A 22,109-nucleotide genomic window follows, 5' to 3' on the forward strand; every position below is an offset into this window, starting at 1 on the left:
TTTAATGAAATTGATAATCATTTTCATTAAAAGGAGCCAACTTCATGCATTTTTTTTCATATAATCGAAAAGTACTTGTACGAATCGCCGTCTTGATCTTGACGTTAACTTTGCTGTCGGCCTGCACCGGACAACAAGGTGACCAAAATACGGATCATACATCGACCAAGCAAAGAACAATTACCGATGCAACAGGCAAAAAAACCATTCCTGCACAGCCGAAAAAGGTCGCGGCCACAAGCCAGCAGCTCATGGAATACCTGATCCCACTCGGTATTCCCGTCAAAATTGCACCTAAAGCTACCATCAGCGATAACTTTTACAGCTACTTCCCGAAAGACAAACAAAAGGGCTTTCATCTTGTCGGCGAATCTTCCCCACTTAACTTTGAAGGCTTTCTGGCTCAAAAACCGGACCTCATTTTCGTCAGAGAAAACACACAATCTTACGATAAGATGGCTCAAATCGCCCCGTCTATTATGATTAAGGAAACAGAGAATTGGCGTACTGACTTCAAGGCCTATGCACAGCTCATGGGAAAACAGAAAGAGGCAAAAACTTATTTAGCCAACTATCAAAAGCAGGTTGATGCTTATAAAGCCAAACTGAAAAAAACGGTTGGAAATAAAAAAGTAGTGTTCATCAGACTGCTGGACAAGCAGGTACGTATCTATAATCATTTACCGTCAAGTGTCGGCGGTGTGCTCTATCACGATCTTGGACTGACACCGGTTGCCGGCATTGAATCAAAGGACCTTTTTTCTGCGATCTCACTAGAGAAGTTGCTTGAAATGAATCCTGACTACATCTTCGTACAAACCGGCAAGCAGGATGAGAAACCGGAAGTATCGAAGAAACGTCTGAAACAAATCACCAGCGGAGACATTTGGAAATCGCTTAATGCGTTTAAAAATCATCATGTTTACGTGGTCGATTCCAGCTTTTTTAACAATACGCCGATGTCACAGCTGAATACAGCAAAAATTATCACGGAAAAATTAAGCAAATAAGCCAAAGAGACATAGAAAAGTAACTGAGAGAAAGAACGGTGGCAAAACTGGCAGCGCTAAAAGCCAAACACATCAATCAATCGATCAAGAATAGCCGAATGAAAAAGTGGTCCTTTCCGATCCTATTAATCGTCGGACCGTTTTTGCTGGTGTTTGCGATCGGAGTCTCCATCTCCTATGGTGCGGCAAACATCGACTTGAAAACCGTCTGGGATGCGGTCTTCCACTATAATGCTCAACTTGTGCCGCATAAAATCATTTGGGAACTGCGCATGCCGCGTGTACTTGGCAGTGTCATTATCGGTGCCTGTTTTTCCGTTTCCGGAGCATTGATGCAAGGCGTCACCCGAAATCCACTCGCCGATTCAGGAATCCTTGGCATTAACGCAGGGGCGGCTTTTGTACTTGCGCTTTGCTATGCTTTCTTTCCGGCGCTTCCCTTCTTCTATTTGATGATCTGCTCCTTTATCGGTGCAGGCGTGGGTGCCGGCATCGTCTATGGAATGAGTTCGCTGTCGCCGAATGGCATGTCACCGGTCCGCCTTGTTCTGGCAGGTGCCGCAGTCAGCGCCTTGCTCACTGCACTGAGTCAAGGCTTAGCGATTTATTTTCAGATCGGGCAAGATCTTGCCTTTTGGTATGCAGGGGGAACGACCGGCATTCACTGGTTTGAGCTTATGATGATCCTTCCTTGGGTGATTGGCGCGTTTCTCGCTGCTCTTTTTCTGTCACCATCCATCACCATTCTCAGCCTCGGTGACAACATAGCGTCCGGGCTTGGCATGCATACGGGCATCATTAAAACGGCAAGTATCGTCATGGTGCTTATTCTTGCCGGTGCCGCAGTGTCGGTCGTCGGTGCGATCGGGTTTGTTGGGTTAATTGTCCCGCATCTGACCCGCTATCTTGTCGGTACGGATTACCGAAAAATCATTCCCAGCACAGCCATTCTTGGCAGCCTGCTGCTGGTTCTGGCCGATCTTGGCGCCCGTAGTATCAATCCGCCTTATGAGACGCCCGTCGGCGTATTAATCGCATTGATCGGCATTCCGTTCTTTCTCTATTTGGCCGGATCGGAAAGGAGCGACCATTAAATGAGCAGCCTCACTGCCGCGGAACGGCACAAAAGGAATCGAAGCATTCAAATAATGGTCTTGCTGACCACACTTATTGTTGTCCTCTTTGTCATCAGTATGAATACCGGATTTACAAGACTGGCTCCTCTTGAAGTGATTCAGACCCTGTTCGGCGGCGGCACAAACGCTCAGTCGCTTATTCTTTTTGAATTCCGGATGCCGCGCATCATCATTTCGGTACTGGCCGGCGCGGGACTCGCCGTATCCGGATGCATCATTCAAAGTGTCACGCGCAGCGCACTCGCCGATCCGGGTATTCTAGGCATTAATGCCGGTGCAGGGCTAGCGATCGTACTGTTTATCTCTTTTTTCCAAAGTCGGCAAGCGGTACCGGTTTATATGCTCCCAATGGCTGCGCTTATCGGCGCAGCCGCTGCAGCGATACTCATCTATGCGCTTGCACTCAGGCAGCACCAAGGCTTTTCTTCCACCCGGCTCTTATTAACAGGTATCGCCGTCGCATCAGGCATCAGCGCGCTCATGGTTATCCTGACGCTTAAATTCGATCCGAATCAATATCAATTTGTGTCTACATGGCTTGCGGGAACGATCTGGGGCTCGAATTGGCACTTTGTCCTTGCACTTTTACCCTGGGTTCTCGTGCTCTTTTCTTATGTCCTGTATCATGCACGGACGCTGGACCTTTTGCAACTTGATGAGCCAACCGTGATCGGTCTCGGCGTTGCGATCGAAAAAAACAGACGGATGCTGCTTCTTGCCGCAGTCGCACTTGCCGCCGCCTGCGTTGCAGTCAGCGGTGGGATCGGTTTTATCGGACTAATTGCTCCCCATCTGGCCCGCCGCCTTGTGGGGGCGCAGCATCTGCGACTGCTCCCCGTCTCCGCGCTTTCCGGCGCACTTCTGCTTCTTGCCGCCGATACCCTCGGCCGCTGGATGCTTCAGCCGGCGGAACTTCCAGCCGGGATCATTGTGTCCGTACTCGGTGCACCCTATTTTCTTTATTTACTGTCACAGGCTAAGTGAACAAAAAGCCTCAGCTTATCAATAAAACGCTTTCTGTCCACTACGTTTTGGGCAGCGTGACTTTCAAGGGTTAATCTTCTTTGTATTTTTCTTTAACCCCATTGGAGCCAATCGCTCCGCCAATCATAAACAAGACGGATCCCAAGTTCCAAATCAACTTGCCGCCAATCAGAGGCAAATCCAATGCCGTTAGGTTATTGATCAGCAGCACTGCTAACTTAATCAGCATAAGTGCTACCCCGAATAAAAAGAGCACTTCAAACCAAAATTTAAGTCTTGGATGCGCCAGTTGCTTGCTGTCCTGAATCACCTTCTCAGTCAATGCAACATCACTCCTTAATAAGTCATCGATCGTCATATCAAACAGATCACTTAGTCTAATAATGCTTTCAATGCTCGGATAATTTTGACCAATTTCCCATTTAGAAACCGACTGCCGGCTAACAAACAGCTTTTCTGCCAAGTCATCTTGTGACCAACCTTTCTCCTTGCGTAATTTTTTCAATTTATCTGCAAAATCCATCTCAGCGATCACCCTTTATCACGTGATACCTTATTCTCACCTGTTCTGCCTCAAAAAGTAAAGCGAGCCTTGGTTGCGCGCTGCCCGCACCCTAAGGTTGCAGGAAAAAACTCACTTTTTTCGATCTTTTAAGATTGGAATACATGAGGTTTGCATCTTTCACAAGCTTGTCACAAATCGTATTTCCCCTTCCCCAATACCATATCTAGTACTTTTCACAATATTTCCCGAGTTTTGCATCCCATATATAGATTGAAACCGATGTGCCAATATCCTATGATAGTTTAGTAGTTTTCAAGGGGGCGTTCACGATGATCGATACAAAACAACCATTTACAGTCAGCACACCGGCCATCAAAGTATTAAAACGCGACGGCCGTATTATAGATTTTAATGCTGAGAAAATCACAACGGCGCTATTAAAAGCCGCAAAGCACGTTTTTGGCGATTTGGATCCAATCACGTTTCAATTAATCAATGACATTACCGATGATGTGCTCGCTGAAATCGGATCACGGTTCCATGAAGACATCAAAATTTATGAGATTCAAAATATTGTTGAGCAAACGCTTCTGACCCATCACCAGTATGATATTGCTCAAGAGTACATCAACTACCGCACCGAGCGTGATTTTGCCCGTAATAAGGCAACCGACATCAATTTCACCATTCGAAAACTCTTACATAAAGATCAATCCATCGTCAATGAAAACGCGAATAAGGACAGCCAGGTCTTTAATACACAGCGCGATCTTACTGCCGGTACGGTCGCCAAGGCGATTGGACTGAAGATGCTGCCGCCAAAGGTAGCCAATGCACAGCTTAAGGGAGAGATCCATTGGCATGACCTTGACTATCAGCCATACAGCCCAATGACCAATTGCTGCTTAATCGACTTCAACGAAATGCTCAATCATGGGTTTAAAATCGGCAATGCAGAGGTCGAACCGCCGCATTCGATTCAAACGGCAACTGCACAAATGGCTCAGATTATTGCCAATGTTGCTTCCAGTCAATATGGCGGCTGTTCCGCCGATCGTGTGGATGAACTGCTTGCTCCTTTTGCCAAAAAGAATTATGACAAACATTTAACGGATGCGGAAGAATGGGTTGAAGGAACGGAAAAACAGCAGGCCTTCGCCCGTAAGAAAACGAGAAAAGATATTTACGACGCCATGCAGGCACTCGAATACGAAATCAATACACTCTATTCCTCTCAAGGGCAAACACCTTTTACAACCTTAGGCTTTGGCCTAGGGACCAATTGGATTGAACGTGAAATTCAAAAAGCGATTCTGCGTATACGCATTACCGGGTTAGGCAAAGAACACCGCACCGCGATTTTCCCAAAGCTGGTATTCAGTCTGAAACGTGGGCTCAACCTCGATCCGGAAGATCCGAATTACGACATCAAACAGCTTGCTGTTGAATGCGCGACAAAACGGATGTACCCGGACGTGCTGATGTATGACAAACTGGTCGAACTGACCGGAAGTTTTAAAGCACCGATGGGCTGCCGCTCGTTCCTGCAAGGCTGGCATGATGAGAATGGCAAAGAGGTCAATTCCGGACGAATGAATCTCGGCGTGGTCACGGTTAATCTGCCGCGCATTGCTCTGGAATCAAAAGGGGACAAGGAAGCCTTTTGGAAGATTCTCCAAGAACGACTGCAGATCTGCAAGGAAGCACTCGTCTTTAAGGTGGAGCGCGCGAAGCAGGCAACGCCGGACAACGCGCCGATCCTTTATCAATACGGTGCTTTTGGCAAGCGACTAAAGCGTACGGACTCGGTTGATGAACTCTTCAAGAATCGCCGCGCCACCGTTTCTCTTGGCTACATCGGCCTTTATGAAGTGGGCACCGTTTTTTACGGCAGTACATGGGAAAGCAATCCGGAAGCCAAAGACTTCGCCATCAGCGTCGTGAAGAAGCTCTGGGAACACTGCCAAGATTGGGAAGAAGAATACGGCTACCATTTCAGCGTATACAGCACACCAAGTGAAAGCCTGACCGACAAATTCTGCCGCAAAGATACGGAAAAATTCGGCAAAGTGAAGGACATTACCGATAAGGAATACTACACAAACAGCTTCCACTATGATGTACGCAAAGCACCGACGCCATTTGAAAAATTAGACTTCGAGAAGGACTTTCCGCCGTATTGCGCTGGTGGATTCATCCATTACTGCGAATATCCGAATCTGAAGCAAAATCCGAAAGCGCTGGAAGCAGTATGGGATTATGCGTACGACCGCGTCGGCTATTTGGGTACCAATACACCGATTGATCAATGCTTCAAATGCGGCTTCAAGGGCGAATTCCAACCAACCGAGCGCGGCTTTGAATGCCCGGAATGCGGCAATACCGATCCACAGTCCTGTGACGTTGTAAAAAGAACCTGCGGTTACTTGGGCAACCCGCAGCAACGACCGATGATTCACGGGCGGCATGTGGAAATCGCATCGCGCGTCAAGCATCTAAGCCTCGGTAACGACAGCAACACGATTGCTCGGCAATAAAGGGAGGCCTTCCATTGGTAAATGATGCGGCTCAGAGAAAACGTCCACGCGACCCGAACCCAAAAACATGGCTGGCCGAACGCTTGAGCCGGTGCTATATCGCCAGCTACAAACCATTCAATTTCGTAGACGGAGAAGGCGTGCGCTGCAGCCTCTATGTCAGCGGCTGTCCTTTCGACTGTCCCGGCTGCTACAATAAAGCGGCCCAGAACTTCCGTTACGGGCAACCTTATACCAAGGAGCTGGAGGATCAAATCATTGCCGACATCGGACAGTCTTATGTACAAGGCTTGACGCTGCTCGGCGGTGAACCGTTCTTAAACACCGGCGTCTGCCTTTCGCTCGTGAACCGAATCCGAAGCGAGTACGGACAAGCTAAAGATATTTGGTCATGGAGCGGCTACACGTGGGAAGAACTGCAGCACGACTCTGAGGACAAGCGCGAACTCCTGTCAAAAATTGATATTCTCGTCGACGGCCGCTTTGATCTGGCAAAGAAAGACCTGACCCTGCAATTCCGCGGCAGCTCAAATCAGCGGATTATTGATGTGCAGCCGTCCCTGAAAAGCGGCCAAGTCGTCATTTGGGATCGGCTTGTTAAATAAGATGATATAGAGAAGCGATTAACCGCGTGTCCAATAGCGACACGCGGTTTGCTCATCTATACAGTCCGGCAATGGAACAGCCTGCCCCATTTATTCGTTTGGCGGCACATGCTTTTCAAGAAAGTGAAAGATCGTTGAAAAATACAATTCAGGATCGACAATTGACGAAGCCGCATGGGTCGCCTTTTTCACAAGCAGAAGCTCCTTCTCGCCGGCTGCCGCCTCATAGACTTTATGCACCATATGAGTTGGGACAAACGTGTCGTTATCGCCATGAATGAATAAGATCGGTACGTTTGCCTTCTTCACTTGTTCGATTGCCGAAGCTTCATAAATGCCATAGCCGGCACGCGAACGCGTCACTCGATCCGCCAGTCGCAAAATAGGAAAAGCTGGAAGCCGAAACAAATTGCGCAGTTCATAGGCAAATTCATCCGCTACGGATGTATAGCCGCAATCTTCAATCACGCAGCAAACGTTTGGCGGAAGCTTCTCGCCGGCGGTCATCATCGCCGTCGCGCCGCCCATGGAAACGCCGAAAACAGCAATCTTAGCCTCAGGGTCGTGCGCAACAAGCTGTTTGATCCAACCCACAACATCGAGACGGTCATTCCAGCCCATACCGATGTAGTCCCCTTCACTTCTCCCTGCTCCGCGCAAGTTGGGAACAAGCACATTATAGCCATGTTCAGCAAAAACAGAGGCATAATAAAACATGTTCGAAGCTTCATCCATATAGCCATGCAGGAGTATAATCCAATGATGATTGTTCGGATGCGCATCAAATCGAAATGCGTGCAGGTTCAACCCATCCGATGATCGCATAAACCGGTCGGTCGGCGGGCACTGCTCAAGAAACTGTTTCTTTGCTGCTTTCCGCTCATCTATACGTGTCTGTATGACCGAAGAAAGGGCAACTTTTCCGGCTTTTGGATCCAGATTCTGCCGCCGCGGCGACTTCTCCCGAGCAATGGCCAAACGGTAAAAATAATTACCGACCATTGTACCGGCCACTCTGCATGCAGCCGCTGCTGCAGTCAGAACTGCCGCCGTCAAAAAAATCTTAGTTTTCATTGATTGAGGTTGGTTTTTGCGCCCATTTTTTTGCAAGCGTTCCGTTCTCACCATTTGCATGCGCCCCCTAATTCTCAAGCATCTCGTCCCTAATTCGTTTAAAAGAAAAAAATCAAAGGGAAGGAAAAGAAAGCAATAAGCGCGCTCATCTTCCCTCACATTAGTTGAATAACCAGGCAAACCGAGTCCCTTAGCACCACTCTGCTAATGGCTTGGGTTCATCACCCTTACACTTGAACAACATGCCACTGCTCGCATCAACACGGCACGACCACAGGCTCTCAAGTACTTACGCATTTGATTCACAACCCTTTGCTTTACTGAAAATCAGATGCTTTCTGATCGAATAAAAAACCTCTATATCGGTGGCTAAAGGATTTTTCATCGAATTCACCCTAGATTGGCAGCAACGCCTGCAACAATCACAATAAAAAAGATAATCAGTGCATAGATCGATACGGAAATGATGCTGGTGACCAAACCGGCAATGGCCATTCCTCGGCCTTGCTGGCCATATTGAGCAATTTCATTCAGTGCTTTCTTTGAAAAAATGATGCCGAGAATACCCAAGATTAACCCCACATAAGGAATGATAATCGCGGTAATCCCTAAAACCAACGCTGCAATCGATTTGCCGTTCACTTGATTTTGCTGTGCTTCCACTAATTGTTCACCTACCTAACCCTGAAAATGACTGATATAAAAAGAATGCTCTTATTAAAAGCGAAACCTGATCCGTATCTCGAACCGATAAATCACGACTAAAGGAGAATGATGTGGTCATTACAGAGGAAACAATGACGTAGTAAAATGATTTTTCTATATCCCTATGCCAATACCTTTAATTGTATCAAAACAACTGCATATACAAGTAGATCTTTCTTTTTTTTATTTAATCTTACTCATGATACGGTGCTCATCCTCAGGATCTTCTGCGTACAACCAAATGAACTTTGTGATCTCGACCGACGCCAAAAGCCAACACGGTTAGCAAAACGGAACAGATAAGAAGAAAGATTTTAGTTGCTTCCCAGCTGCCGGAAAGGTCGTGGATATAGCCAGTGACTACCGGTGCGACTGCGGCCATCAGATAACCGACGGATTGTGCCATGCCGGAAAGCTTTATGCTTTCTTCTGCCGTATTTGTCCGCAGATTGAAAAGTGAAATGGCAAAACTGAACGAAGCGCCGCTGCCGAGCCCAATCAAGATGGACCAAAGCAGGATCCAGTGCCCGTTAAGCAAACCGGCAAAAGCGATCACATAAATGATGCCGGATGTCACGACAAGCTTTGTCTGACTCTTTGCACGACTTGCAAGGACAGGCGCCAAAAAAGAAGTCGGCAGGGAAACAATCTGAATGACCAGCAGCAATAAACCGCCCTGATTCATCGACAGCCCTTGTGCGTTCAGCATAGAGGGAAACCAAGCCAACACTGTATAAAAAAGAATGGACTGGATGCCCATATAAAGCGTAACGCACCAAGCTAACTTCGAACACCAGATTGAACCCGCTGACTCACTGTTCTCTTTTTCTGGCAAAGCGGCCTTCAATTCTCCATTGCGCTCACGCAGAAAAGGAGACAGAGCAATGAGCGCAAACAGGGACATCAGGCACCAGATGAGCAGACTGCCTTTCCAGCCAAGATGCCCGCTTACGGCAAGCGGGAGACTGAATCCAGAGCTGACACCTGCCCAAAGTGCCATGGATACTAAATAGACGCCGGTCATTAAACCGATCTGCTTCTGGAAGCGATATTGAATAAAACTCGGCAGAATAACGTTCCCGGCTGCGATGGCTACGCCCAAAATTGCTGTCCCGATGAATAAACCGAGAATACCCGGAACCAGCGAACGAACCAGAATGCCTGCCGTCAGCCCGACCATACTGGCGAACAGCATACGCACCATGCCCCATCGACGAACGAAACGCGGCGTGATCGGCGCAATAAAAGCAAAAGCGAACATGGGCAGCGAAGTCAGCAAACCGCTCAGCGTTCCGTTAAGCCCTGTATCGTTCTGAATCAGATGAATCAAGGCCCCAACAGCGGTAAAGGGCGCACGCAGGCAGGCAGAGATTAATAAAATGACAAATAGCAAGATAAGCCAGGTTCGCTGGCTTTGTTTTTTTATGCTCACGATTCCATCTCCAACACTTTGTTTATTTATGATAAAACGACATTTAGTTCTAAGGGTGCAGCAGGGATCTACGTCAATTCCCAATGTTCCAGCAGTTCTCGTTGAGTTTTTTTTCTAGACTTTGCTCCGTGCATGTTCGGACATCATTTAAGACTGTCTCTCCCATAAAAAGTGTATCGTAACAAAACGATTTTACAAGACTGTGTTTGGTAAAACCACATTTATTTATGATAACGGTTAACCGTGGCGTAGCAAAATGAGGTTCCCTTGGATTTTTGAAATATAAAAAGAACGCTAAGTCAACCTGTCTCGCAATGTTAGATAAGAAGTTTTGTCCTTAATTAAGTCACTAGCAAAAAGTTAAATAAGCGGAGATTTTTCGGTTAGATGCAGAATGGGACTCTTTTCGAGGGTATATAAGGGATGTTTTCCGACTATGCAAAGCAAAAAGCCCCATTTTCACGTTTTTCGAGTAAATAGGCGGAATCTCTCCGTCTATTGAAGCTAGTTTTTATCCTTTTTACTAATTAAGCAAATTTATTCCGTCAATTTTTCAGATCGGGGCTTAGGCTGACCATCCCATAACCAATGAGATCAGACCTCACCCGAATTCACCGGTTTCGTTTGTGCCCATATTTTTCAACATAGTCAGCATAGTATAGAACTTCAATCACCCTGGACCAATTAAGAATTGATCCTACCATATCTCTAATATCTAATCCAGGCATCTCATATGTTTTTTCATCGTTAACAGTTCCTGTGGCATCTTCAATAAATGTGACATCATATCCTTTTTCGAAAGCTCCTAGCGATGTGAACAAACAACAATATTCAGTATTAAAACCTACAACAAAAACATGATTAACATTTGATTTTTGCAAAATATTTTGTAATTCAGTATTCATAAAGCCACTTGGTGTTCTTTTTGGAACAATATAATCAGCTAACTTAATAAATTCAGGAAATATTTTGCTACCTTTTGATCCTTCTACAAGCGGACTATTAGGGAATTTATCTGCAGAGTCAATGTGTTGAAATAATACAACTAACTGATCCCTATCTTTAAAATCACTAATAACATTTCTGATTATGGTTAGTTCCTCCGAGAAATCTTTCTTTTTAAGTATACCAATTTGAGGATCTAGTACTAAAAGTGCATTCATCCACGTTACCTCCTTAATTCAGTGTTGATACCCTCACTTACTTATGATACGGTTCACCGTAGTTATTTAAGAGGCAAAATGAGCATTGGGCTATAAACCTAGTGCTTCATTTTATTTCCTCAAATTGATTTTTAGGAAAGATGTGATACATGTGAGTTGCCTTTTCTCTGAACTCTTTTGAAAAAGTTCTTCGTTCCTTTTTCATATGTCCGGCGAATAGTTGAACCAAGTGTACATGACCTTAATTTATTTGTCCTATTAAGTGTAACCTAACCAATCCCTCCTCCTATCCAAGGATGGAAATAAATTCACAGTAGCTACAACACCGTAATCCAATTTAGACAAGTTATCAATGACCTATATCGTTGTTTGGTCTTGAACCTGCACAATTTCTTCTGCCTCCCTGAGGCTGTCTTAAAAGTCTATGGAAAGCGGCAGCCGGAACGCAGTATACGTTCAACAACCTTTTGTGACATCCGCTCTTTTCCATTTGTGATCTTCACTTTTTACTGCGTTCAGATATCTCTACCCATCATCACTAAATTCCAAAGTGTCAAAAAAACAATGAATAATAAGATTCATTATGGTACACATTGTTTATGAACAAGGAAAAGGTCTTGGATTTCAGGCAATAAGCTAACTTGTCAAGTAATTGACAATGGTATCATTTACCGACCATTCAATCCGTGGCACGCTACAAATAAAGAAATTTCTTTTCATCCTCTACCGTTTATTCTTTCAACATCTATTACGGTTACCACAACAAAAATAAGGCTGAGAGTGTTTCACTTGACAATAGAACGTATCTTAATCAATAATTAATTTACATTGATAATAATTATAGATAGATCAGTTATAATCAATACAACCAAAACCACTTTTAGGAGGAAGATTAATTATGTCCATTATTGGGTCTGAAGTACAACCGTTCCAAGCAAAAGCTTACAAAAATGGTGAGTTCATTGACGTCTCTGAAGAAACGCTAAAGGGTCAGTGGAGTGTCGTTTGCTTTTATCCGGCAGACTTTTCCTTCGTATGTCCGACTGAACTTGAAGATCTGCAAACTGAATATGATACGCTAAAGAAACTGGGTGTTGAAGTTTATTCCGTTTCAACGGACACTCATTTTACACATAAAGGATGGCACGATGCTTCAGAAAAGATCGCAAAAATCCAATACACCATGATCGGCGATCCATCGCAAACAATCTCCCGCAACTTCGATGTTTTAAACGAAGAGGCAGGTCTTGCTGACCGCGGTACGTTTATCGTCGATCCGGACGGCATTATCCAAACTGCCGAAATTAACGCAGACGGTATCGGCCGTGATGCAAGTACTCTTATTAATAAAATCAAGGCCGCTCAATATGTTCGTAAGAACCCTGGTGAAGTTTGTCCGGCTAAATGGCAAGAAGGTTCTGAAACACTGAAACCGAGCCTTGATCTTGTCGGAAAGCTTTAAGAGGTGTACCAATGGTGCTCGAAGCAGCTATTAAGAATCAATTAAACCAATACCTTCAACTCATGGAAGGTAACGTTCAGCTTAAAGTCAGTGCCGGATCTGATCAATTGTCAAAGGACCTGTTGGCTTTTATCGACGAGATCGCTTCCTTATCTTCCCAAATCACGGTTGAAAAAGCATCGCTTCCAAGAACGCCAAGCTTCAGTGTCAACCGTCCTGGAGAAGATACCGGCATCACGTTCGCAGGTATTCCTCTTGGTCACGAATTTACATCACTCGTATTGGCCTTGTTACAGGTGAGCGGAAGGGCGCCAAAGGTTGATCAGGGCGTCATTGATCAAATTAAGAAGATAAGCGGTGAATACCACTTTGAAACTTACGTCAGCCTCAGCTGTCACAATTGCCCTGATGTTATTCAGGCATTAAACGTGATGAGCCTTCTGAACCCCAACATCTCAAATACGATGATTGATGGGGCATCCTTTAAAGAAGAAGCAGAAAGCAAGGACATTATGGCCGTGCCGGCGGTTTACTTAAATGGTGAGTTCTTCAACGGCGGTCGAATCTCGCTTGAAGAAATTCTTGCCAAACTAGGCAGCGCACCCGATTCATCAGCGCTTTCAAATAAAGATCCTTTTGATGTACTCGTTGTTGGTGGCGGTCCTTCAGGGGCAAGTGCGGCGATTTATACCGCACGAAAAGGATTGCGTACAGGGGTTGTTGCGGAACGCTTCGGTGGCCAGATTCAGGAAACATTGGGTATCGACAACTTTATTAGTGTGAAACATACTGAAGGTCCAAAACTCGCAGCCAGTCTTGAAGAACATGTTAAGGACTATGATGTCGACGTCATGAACCTTCAGCGCGCCAAGGATATCAAAAAGAACGATCTTTTTGAAGTAGAACTTGAGAGCGGTGCGGTGCTCAAAAGTAAAGCCGTCATTCTATCCACCGGCGCACGTTGGCGCAATGTTAACGTACCCGGTGAACAAGAATTCAAAAACAAAGGGGTCGCTTATTGCCCACATTGTGACGGTCCTTTATTTGAAGGAAAGGACGTAGCCGTTATCGGCGGTGGTAATTCCGGCATTGAAGCCGCTATTGACCTAGCAGGTATTGTAAAACATGTGACCGTTCTTGAATTCATGCCAGAGCTCAAAGCTGATGAAGTGCTGCAGAAACGTCTTTACAGCCTCCCTAATGTTACCGTCTTAAAGAACGTTCAAACAAAAGAAATCACCGGTACCGATAAAGTAACCGGCATTACCTGTGTTGATCGCGCAACCCAAGAAGAAACACATATCGAATTACAAGGCGTATTTGTTCAAATCGGTCTTGTACCAAATACCGATTGGTTAGAAGGAACTGTTGAGCGTACACGCGTCGGCGAGATCATTGTCGATAAGTACGGCGCAACCAGTGTTCCCGGATTGTATGCCGCAGGTGATTGCACCAACAGTCCCTATAAACAAATCATCATTTCAATGGGGTCAGGAGCAACCGCTGCTCTCGGTGCATTCGATTACCTGATCAGAAATTAACCAGATTAAAAGACTCATACACTAACTTAATTGTTAGGAAAGCCGTTGTACTAATCATTTTTTAGTACAGCGGCTTTTTTTACAGAAAGTTTATGATTTTGCCTCCACTCTGACGTCAGCGGGTTCGCGTTTTGTTGATGCGTGCCAGCGAGCGTATCCATTCATGAGGTGTAATGTTAAACAGGTATTTTCTTTGCTTGATCAAGCAATCACTCGGTTGTCGCTAATCGTGATGGAGGCGTAGGCTATGACGAATCTCTTTTAAAGAGTCCCTTATCATATTGTTTTCTGATTCAAATCCTCACTTACTTATGGTACGGTTCTCCGTAATGGGTGTAAGTGTGGTTTTATTACACAAACTAAAAATCTTCTAGACCATTATCTATTTCCTTTTTATAATAGAATGTAATACTTGAAAAGAAGACATTGAAAATTCTCCGTTTTCTTGAATGAATTTGTTTATATTGGCCAGTTGTAAAATCAAATTAGCCAGCTAGGTTGGAGGAATTCAAGAAGACCCTGGAACAGAATAAGGCGCTGAATCAACTTGATTGGTTCACTTTTGAGAGCATCGTAGAGAAAGTTATTGTCGGCGGTTATGATGAAGATGGCAATAAAGATCCGGCACAACTTCTCTTTGTCTATAAAATGGACCTGAAAAATCATTTAGATGGCAAGAAATTTAACCACTGAGAAAAAATGCTAAAGCAAGGCATACTTCTAATAAATTGTACTCTTATGGCCATAACGAGACCAATAAATTGCCCTCTTATAGCAGTCCTGTCATATATGGCTTTTGGGAATACTGTCGCTGAAATCCATTGGAAGAATGAGTTGATGCATGTTATACTTTTCGAAGATAATGTTTTTCAAAAAAATCGCCTTCTTTTATTGAGATTCGGGATAATTTCATTTTAAGAGAATTGGCGATTTTTTTCTATGATTTTTATCCAGAAACGCGAAAAAACGAGAGGGATAAAAATTCCCTCTCGTCTTTCATCTGCTGACCTTTTGGGACAGCCTCTTACACTGAAAACAATTTAAATGATCGATTTATGCGTTAACTTTCATTGCAGCTTCAATGTTCGCTAATGTCATGTCTTTTGTGCTTGAGAAAAGAATATCAGCGGCACTTAGTTCTTGTGTATCACCAATACCAATTGATGTTTCACCAGCACCATTAATGGATTGAATCCCTGCAGCGGCATCTTCAATTCCAATGCATTCTTCAGGCTTCAAGTTCAACAGTTCAGCTCCACGAATATAAATTTCAGGATCTGGCTTTCCTTTTTTCAGTTTAGATGGATCGACAACAGCTGGAAAATATCTTGCCAGGTTTAACTTTTTAAGAATAATTGAAGAATTCTTTGAAGCAGATGCCAAACAAATCTTATAATTGTGGGCCATTAAATCTTCTAAGAACTCTGGTATTCCAGGTAAAAGATCATCATTATTCATATTTCCAATAAGCGCCAAATAATTGTCATTTTTCTTTGCCGCTAATTTGATTTTTTCTTCTTCGGTATAGTCGTTTTCTTTATTGCCAGCTTTCAAAATCATTTCTAAAGAGTCCATTCGACTGATCCCTTTGAGCCCATCTTCAAGTGATTTTGTCCATGTCGCATCCAACTCATCGGCAATCTGATGCCAAGCCTGACTGTGATACTTAGATGTCAGCGCGATTACGCCATCCAAATCAAAGATGAATCCCTTAATATCATTAAAGTTTGTCAAGCAATTTTCCCCTCTCATTAAATTTCTTCGTATTGATAGTGTACGGTATATACTTTCGGCTGATTCGCTTTTAATACGATATCGCCAAATTCCGGATGATGAATGGCATCCGGAAGCGTCTGTGCTTCGATTGCCACACCATTATAGGGATGGCTTGCTTCCCATTCCTTCGATTTTCCAATCACTTCAGGATTGGCCGTGAACATCACGATACCATTTCGGTTAGAATAAACGCGAATTTGACGGTGGGAAGCGTTATCCCGAATCACAACAGCTGGATGTTCTTGGCCGACCAATTTGAATGCGTCGTCAAATTGGTTTTTACCCATTTCTTTTTGTAGCTGTGCGAGCGCTTTTTGCAACATTACAGGTTTAGAAAAATCAAATGCCGTTCCACTATGTTCAAGTAAACGACCGGTCGGCAGTTTTTGATCATCGACTTCAACGTGTTGCAGGCTATTGATCTGCAATTCATGATTCATAATGGTTTCTTGGTCATCGCTCAAATTAAAATATACATGCGTCATCGGATTGAAGAGCGTATCTGCATCACTTTGACCAAAAAATTGAATCGTGACTTTGTTTTGATTGTCTAGGGTGTATGAGATTTTCACCTCAATATTTCCCGGAAAACCATCATCTTGAGTTGCTATCTTCCGACTAAATGTCACGTTCACTGCATTTTGAGAGCTTTCCATAGCGGCATGCCAATTCCAACTGGAAAAGCCATGGTTGCCGCCATGAATTAAATTCGGACCTTCGTTTGCAGGAACATGGTATTTAATGCCGTTAATGGCGAAGCTGCTATTTTTAAGTCGGCCACCTACGCGACCGATGGTATTACCAACATGAAATGGATTCGTCAAATACGTGTTGATGTCATCGAATCGTAAAATCAAATTGTGTAATTTGACATTTTGATCTGGAACCATAAATCCTTGCCAAGTTGCTGCATAGGACATACAGACGACCTGAACATGGTGATCGTTTTCTAAGGTATATTGTGTAATTGGCTCATCAACAATTGAACCAATCGTTGCTTGCGTAATTTTCACCGTTACTACCCCCTAACTTTCCTCTATACTTTAGGGATAAATGCAGAAACTCACTCAATATGAATTTAAGCCGTGACGGTTTCTGAATCCAGTTGAACGTTTTGTCCTTTAACATCAATGGTGAGCGGTTCACCAGAAACTAATGTGATCCGTGTTCCCACATGATCGACAGCAACTTGGATGATCCGTCCACGGAAGTTGATCCGGAAGCGATACCCTTCCCATTTCTTCGGTAAGAATGGATCAAAGTGTAGTTGATTATTGCGAACGCGCATGCCTGCAAAGCCTTGCACGATGGCGAGCCAGCTACCGGTCATTGAGGTAATATGCAGTCCATCGGCAGTATCGTTGTTATAGTTATCTAAGTCTAAGCGGGAGGTCCGTTCATACATTTCAACTGCCTTATCTTCGTAATGCAGGTCGGCAGCTAAAATCGAATGAATCGAAGCAGATAAACTTGATTCATGAACGGTTAAAGGCTCATAGAAGTCAAAGTTGGCTTTCTTTTGTTCCGGTGTGAATTCATCGATAAAGTCCCATATTCCTTGAAGAACGTCACCTTGCTTGATGTATGGCGAACGTAAAATTTTATCCCATGACCAATGCTGGTTAATCGGCAATTGATCAGCTGGAAGTTCACTGACCAGTTTTAAATCTTTATCCAGGAATCCGTCGTCCTGAACAAAGATGCCAAGTTTCTTGTCTTCTGGTAAGTACATCTTGTTGATGATCTCTTTCCATTGTTTCTTTTCTTCATTAGAAACATTTAATTGAACTGCTTGTTCGGATGAAACTTCATCCAATATTTCAAGTGTGTATTTCAAAGTCCATTGTGCCAGGTAGTTCGTATACCAGTTGTTATTGATGTTGTTTTGATATTCATCTGGACCGGTTACACCGTGAATCATGTATTGATCCTTACGTTGTGAATAATGTACCCGATCTGCCCAGAAGCGAGAAATTTCGGTTAAGACCTTGCTGCCTTCGTTTAATACATAGGATTTATCACCTGTATATCGGGTGTAGTTGTAAATGGCAAATGCGATATCGCCGTTTCGATGAATTTCTTCAAAGGTAATTTCCCATTCATTATGGCATTCAATTCCGTTGAACGTCACCATCGGATATAGCGCACCCTTTAAGCCTTGTTCTTTAGCGTTGACATAAGCACCATCGAGCTGCTTATAACGGTACATTAACAAGTTTCGGGTCACTGTAGAATCGGTAACTCCTAAGTACATTGGAACGGCAAATGCTTCGGTATCCCAATAGGTGGCACCACCATACTTTTCGCCAGTAAAGCCCTTAGGGCCAATGTTCAGCCGATCATCTTCACCATAGTACGTAGAGAATAATTGATACAGGTTGAAACGAATTCCTTGTTGTGCAGCAGCATCGCCGTCAATTTCAACATCGGATTTTTTCCAACGTTGTGCCCAAACATGTGTGTGAGCCGCCTGTAAATCGGCTAACTTTTCATCCGCAATTTTGGCAGCTAATTCATGCATGGCTTTGATTAAACTCGCTTGGTCATCGTAATCGCGTGAAGTAATGACAACGACACGTTTTTCAAAATAAGCTGTGTCACTTGGTACAAGTTCTTTACTGAACTGGTTTTGAACGGCTAATTCTAATTCATCCGTCTTTTCAGCAGTCAAATCCGTTTTGTTGACCATCTCATTACCAACGATAAATCGAGGAGTACCGAACTGATTTTCTTTAGTGATCGCTACAACATGACCTTTGGTATTACTTTGGGACTTATCTAAAACTTTCCAGAAACGTTCTCCGTAATTTGCATCTTCATTTTGAACATCAGCGTCAATTTGGGTATTTACGGTTAATTTAAAAGGCGTTGAACCCTCGTTTTCAAATTGATAAGCATCCACGAATAATTCTTTTTGTGCGGCGCTGACAAAGCGATTAATGGATACTTTTAATTTAGCGTCGCCCTTTTCAACAATAAATTCCCGTGATAGTATGGAACGTCTCATGTCCAACTGCAATTTAAAGCCGCTGATCGAATCACTGGCTAAATCAATCGGTTCGCTGTTAATCAATACGTTTGTTTTGATGAAGTTAACAGCATTGATCGCTTTGCCGAAGTACTTTGGATAGCCGTTCTTCCACCATCCAACGCGTGTCTTGTCAGGGAACCAAACCCCCCCGATGTAAAGTCCTTGCAGTGTGTCTCCGCTATAACTTTCTTCAAAAAACCCACGCATGCCCATGTAGCCGTTTCCAATACTAGTCATACTTTCTTGCACCCGTTTGTTTTCTTTGTCTAATTTATGGGTAACGACTTCCCAAGGGTCAATTTCAAAAATTCGCTGCATGCCAATTCCTCCTCGTATGTCCATTTTGAATGCTCTTTCATGCTCTTATATTAAATGCAACCGGTTGCATCGTCAAGCAAAAATCAAAGCGGTTTCAATTAATATTGCTGATTAACTTATTCTGCATAGGTTTCTTTGATAATTGAAACAGAGAATGCACCGATAATCAGCATAACACCTGAAAATAAAATCATTGACGGCATCGATGATCCAAACGCCGGGAATAAGGCAAAGCTTGCACAGGATGCAATAATTTGCGGCAAACAAATGCTTCCATTGAACAGTCCGAGATACGTTCCCATATTCTCGCCAGACAAAGCATTGGTCAGTATTGTGAATGGGAATGTCATCATAGCAGCCCAGGTTATACCGATCAAGATAAATGAAACGATCAATGCCCATTGATTATGAATGAAGAATACTGAACCAAAACCGATACCGCCTAGCAACAGGCTGAAGGCATAAGCCGGTTTGCGTTTATCATTTGGCAGGCGCGACAAGACAAGTGACCACAAAACGGCAGCAAATGAATACACAGCTGATAAAATACCAAACCAGTTCCCGGCGTCTTGATAAGCTGCGCTTGTTGGATCAATCGTCTGCCAAACATTCTTAGCAACGGCACCTGCGCCGTAAGTCCACAAATACTGAAAACCCATCCAGCAGAAGAGTTGCACGATAGTAACGGTCCAGAAAACTTTTGGTGCATGGACAAGCAGTTTGAAAATGTTACTTTCTCTCTGAGCGGTTTTATCTGTGATCCCGTGATAGAATGCATACTCAGAAGGTGAATACTCTTTAACCTTGAATATCGTAATTAAACTGCAGACAATTAAAATAATTGCTCCGGCATAAAATGAAATAACAACTGATTGAGGAACAACCCCTTTTGGTGCACTGTTTGACGTGCCCAGCACGGTTAAAACAAAGGGAAAAATACAAGCCAGCACAGCGCCGCTGTTTGAGAGAAAGCTTTGAATAGAATAGGCAAACCCTTTTTGCTCCTCGTTAACCATATCGCCAACCATCATTTTAAACGGTTGCATAGCAACGTTTGATGACAGATCCATAAACAGAATCGTGATGGCTCCGAATGTCAGTGCTGTCATTGAACCAAAACCAAAACCAAAACTGCCTGAATTAGGCAATAGGCACATGACAATGACAGCAACAATGGCTCCGATGAGCAGATAAGGGATACGGCGACCAAGTTTTGGTATCCACGTGCGGTCGGAAAAATAACCAACTAAGGGTTGAACAACTAAACCTGCCAGCGGAGGCAAGATAAAGAAGAAACCGAGTTTAGTAGGATCTGCGCCAATCGTCTGGAAGATCCGTCCCATATTTGAACTTTGTAATGAGAATGCCATTTGCACGCCCAAAAACCCAAAACTAATCATCCAAATCGTACTGACCGGGAGACTTGGCAATTTCTGTTCGGTGCTTTTTACATCGGTCTTAACGGGTTGTTCTTGATACATCATTCTTTCTCCTCCTCCATAATCGAACAACAATGCCTTAAAAAGGATAATGTTCGTTACTTGCATAATCTATTATGTAACGGCTTACAAAAAAATGCAACCGGTTGCAATTGGTTTTTTTAAGATTTTTTTACGAAGGGACAGTCGATTGCATCAAAAAGCAAACAAAAAAGCAGCTCCTTCGCGGTTTAGGCGAATTAACTGCACGATTGGCGGACCAAATCAGCCGATAAATTTTTTAATTAATTTTGTTCGATGATTTTATAGGGTACAATTATTTTTTCGAAAGGTTCATTCGATTCCTGCTCGAGTTGCTGAATAATCAACTGTGCGGCTGCCTTGCCAAGTCGTTTCGGATAAATTTGTACGGTGCTGATTTTGGGTTCGGCAAATTTAGCAAATAAAGAATCGTTGAATCCCATCAGTTCAATCTGCCTTTCAGGGGCAATTCGCTGCACAGCTTTTTGGACTTGAAAGGCTAAAATATCATCACTCGCCAAAATGGCAGAAATGTCTGGATAGCGTTGCAAATATTCCTTAATGGCGGTACCAAAACGTTCACTGCACAGTTCCAGATTATAACCGTATAAATCATTGCGACGAATTGCTTCATGAAAACCAAGCATTCGGTCTGTTTGTACCAATTGGTATCTACTAGTAAAGGCATACCCTAACTGACGATGTCCTTTGTTTATCAAATATTCCGTTGCGTCTAATCCAGCATTGACATTATCATTGTCGACATAGGGGATGCTATTGGCGTTAGTATAGGGCTTTCCAATGACAGCATACTTTGCTTTTCGTTGCTGCAAATATTTCAAAATAGGATCATTTTCAATAGAATACAATAAAATGAATTGCTCAATTTTACTATTTTCAATCATTATTTTGATAGTTTGCTTCAATTCTTTTACGGTACCACCTAAAGCCACCGTCATGAAAAAATGCTTTGGTATTAATTCCTGATTAATGCCTTCAATTAATTCAGTATAAAAGGGGTTTTGGTACAAATCATCCTTATCAACTGGGAAAACAATACCAACAGTGTTATTGGCGTTAGTTGCTAGATTATGTGCGTTGAAATTTGGAACATAGTTCATTTTTTTTGCAACAAGTTGCACTTTTTTTCGTGTTTCTGGGCTGATTAGCGAACTATTCCGTATGGCGCGTGATGCCGTTGATGCAGATACACCAGCATATTTTGCTACATCCCGAATAGTTACCATCAATATTCCTCCCGTTTACTTCATTATAGCAGAAATTCATGCAACGGTTGCATGGGATTTTCAAAAAATAATTTCTTATAATACGGGCGGCCAGTTGTAAAATCAAATAGCCAGTTAGGTTGG

The 22,109-nt window shown here is 43.6% G+C and carries 18 protein-coding genes; 8 read left to right on the forward strand and 10 right to left on the reverse strand.

Translation table 11 applies throughout. The annotated features are described in order from the left end of the window. The first annotated feature begins 44 nt into the window (after positions 1-44). The 3 genes from AA84_RS0110490 to AA84_RS0110500 all read left to right on the forward strand — a co-directional run bounded on the left by AA84_RS0110490 (position 45) and on the right by AA84_RS0110500 (position 3,130). Positions 45-1,010 carry an ABC transporter substrate-binding protein gene (locus AA84_RS0110490; protein WP_028977162.1) on the forward strand — a complete coding sequence of 322 codons (966 nt, stop codon included), beginning with the start codon at positions 45-47 and terminating at the stop codon, positions 1,008-1,010. A 98-nt stretch (positions 1,011-1,108) separates the two neighbouring features. After that, entirely contained in the window at positions 1,109-2,104 is a 996-nt protein-coding gene (locus AA84_RS0110495; RefSeq protein WP_051577945.1) for a FecCD family ABC transporter permease, read from the forward strand. Then, positions 2,105-3,130 carry a FecCD family ABC transporter permease gene (locus AA84_RS0110500; RefSeq protein WP_028977164.1) on the forward strand — a complete coding sequence of 342 codons (1,026 nt, stop codon included), beginning with the start codon at positions 2,105-2,107 and terminating at the stop codon, positions 3,128-3,130. A 70-nt stretch (positions 3,131-3,200) separates the two neighbouring features. Here the strand turns inward: AA84_RS0110500 and AA84_RS0110505 are convergent, their stop codons facing one another. Then, on the reverse strand, positions 3,201-3,653 hold the full coding sequence (locus AA84_RS0110505) for a helix-turn-helix domain-containing protein (RefSeq protein WP_028977165.1): 453 nt from the start codon (positions 3,651-3,653) through the stop codon (positions 3,201-3,203). 311 nt (positions 3,654-3,964) lie between these two features. Between AA84_RS0110505 and nrdD the strand changes: the two genes are divergently transcribed. Together nrdD and nrdG are read left to right on the forward strand one after the other, a co-directional pair. Beyond that, complete coding sequence (nrdD, locus tag AA84_RS0110510; protein WP_028977166.1) at positions 3,965-6,172, forward strand: anaerobic ribonucleoside-triphosphate reductase; 2,208 nt, start codon at positions 3,965-3,967, stop codon at positions 6,170-6,172. Positions 6,173-6,186: 14 nt separating this feature from the next. Then, positions 6,187-6,777 carry an anaerobic ribonucleoside-triphosphate reductase activating protein gene (nrdG, locus tag AA84_RS0110515; RefSeq protein WP_028977167.1) on the forward strand — a complete coding sequence of 197 codons (591 nt, stop codon included), beginning with the start codon at positions 6,187-6,189 and terminating at the stop codon, positions 6,775-6,777. A gap of 90 nt (positions 6,778-6,867) precedes the next feature. Here the strand turns inward: nrdG and AA84_RS0110520 are convergent, their stop codons facing one another. From AA84_RS0110520 to AA84_RS0110540, 4 genes are all read right to left on the reverse strand, one after another. Further along, positions 6,868-7,905 carry an alpha/beta hydrolase gene (locus AA84_RS0110520; protein ID WP_232057189.1) on the reverse strand — a complete coding sequence of 346 codons (1,038 nt, stop codon included), beginning with the start codon at positions 7,903-7,905 and terminating at the stop codon, positions 6,868-6,870. Between the two features lie 336 nt (positions 7,906-8,241). After that, the gene (locus AA84_RS0110530; protein ID WP_028977169.1) at positions 8,242-8,514 is read right to left on the reverse strand and encodes a DUF4190 domain-containing protein; all 273 of its coding nucleotides are present in this window, start codon (positions 8,512-8,514) and stop codon (positions 8,242-8,244) included. Positions 8,515-8,773: 259 nt separating this feature from the next. Beyond that, entirely contained in the window at positions 8,774-9,988 is a 1,215-nt protein-coding gene (locus tag AA84_RS0110535) for a CynX/NimT family MFS transporter (protein ID WP_051577937.1), read from the reverse strand. Positions 9,989-10,599: 611 nt separating this feature from the next. Then, positions 10,600-11,151, reverse strand: coding sequence for a cysteine hydrolase family protein (locus tag AA84_RS0110540; protein WP_028977171.1), 552 nt, complete (start codon positions 11,149-11,151; stop codon positions 10,600-10,602). Between the two features lie 898 nt (positions 11,152-12,049). Here AA84_RS0110540 and ahpC point away from each other — a divergent pair. The 3 genes from ahpC to AA84_RS18405 all read left to right on the forward strand — a co-directional run bounded on the left by ahpC (position 12,050) and on the right by AA84_RS18405 (position 14,847). Next, positions 12,050-12,613, forward strand: a complete 564-nt coding sequence (ahpC, locus tag AA84_RS0110545) for an alkyl hydroperoxide reductase subunit C (RefSeq protein WP_010025844.1) — start codon at positions 12,050-12,052, stop codon at positions 12,611-12,613. 11 nt (positions 12,614-12,624) lie between these two features. Next, entirely contained in the window at positions 12,625-14,154 is a 1,530-nt protein-coding gene (gene ahpF, locus AA84_RS0110550; protein WP_028977172.1) for an alkyl hydroperoxide reductase subunit F, read from the forward strand. A 498-nt stretch (positions 14,155-14,652) separates the two neighbouring features. Then, entirely contained in the window at positions 14,653-14,847 is a 195-nt protein-coding gene (locus tag AA84_RS18405) for a hypothetical protein (RefSeq protein WP_028977173.1), read from the forward strand. A gap of 360 nt (positions 14,848-15,207) precedes the next feature. On the opposite strand, the gene pgmB is transcribed toward AA84_RS18405, so the two are convergent. The 5 genes from pgmB to AA84_RS0110585 form a co-directional block, all read right to left on the reverse strand. Continuing rightward, positions 15,208-15,888, reverse strand: a complete 681-nt coding sequence (pgmB, locus tag AA84_RS0110560) for a beta-phosphoglucomutase (protein WP_028977174.1) — start codon at positions 15,886-15,888, stop codon at positions 15,208-15,210. A gap of 17 nt (positions 15,889-15,905) precedes the next feature. Continuing rightward, on the reverse strand, positions 15,906-16,943 hold the full coding sequence (locus tag AA84_RS0110565) for an aldose epimerase family protein (RefSeq protein ID WP_051577938.1): 1,038 nt from the start codon (positions 16,941-16,943) through the stop codon (positions 15,906-15,908). Positions 16,944-17,008: 65 nt separating this feature from the next. Beyond that, complete coding sequence (locus AA84_RS0110570) at positions 17,009-19,285, reverse strand: glycoside hydrolase family 65 protein (RefSeq protein WP_269473207.1); 2,277 nt, start codon at positions 19,283-19,285, stop codon at positions 17,009-17,011. A gap of 110 nt (positions 19,286-19,395) precedes the next feature. Then, complete coding sequence (locus AA84_RS0110575; protein ID WP_028977177.1) at positions 19,396-20,760, reverse strand: SLC45 family MFS transporter; 1,365 nt, start codon at positions 20,758-20,760, stop codon at positions 19,396-19,398. Between the two features lie 242 nt (positions 20,761-21,002). Then, a complete protein-coding gene (locus tag AA84_RS0110585; protein ID WP_028977179.1) occupies positions 21,003-21,986 on the reverse strand; it encodes a LacI family DNA-binding transcriptional regulator in 984 nt (327 codons plus the stop codon). Positions 21,987-22,109: the final 123 nt, after the last annotated feature.

The organism is Sporolactobacillus terrae DSM 11697 (assembly GCF_000648615.1).
Lineage (GTDB): Bacteria > Bacillota > Bacilli > Bacillales > Sporolactobacillaceae > Sporolactobacillus > Sporolactobacillus terrae.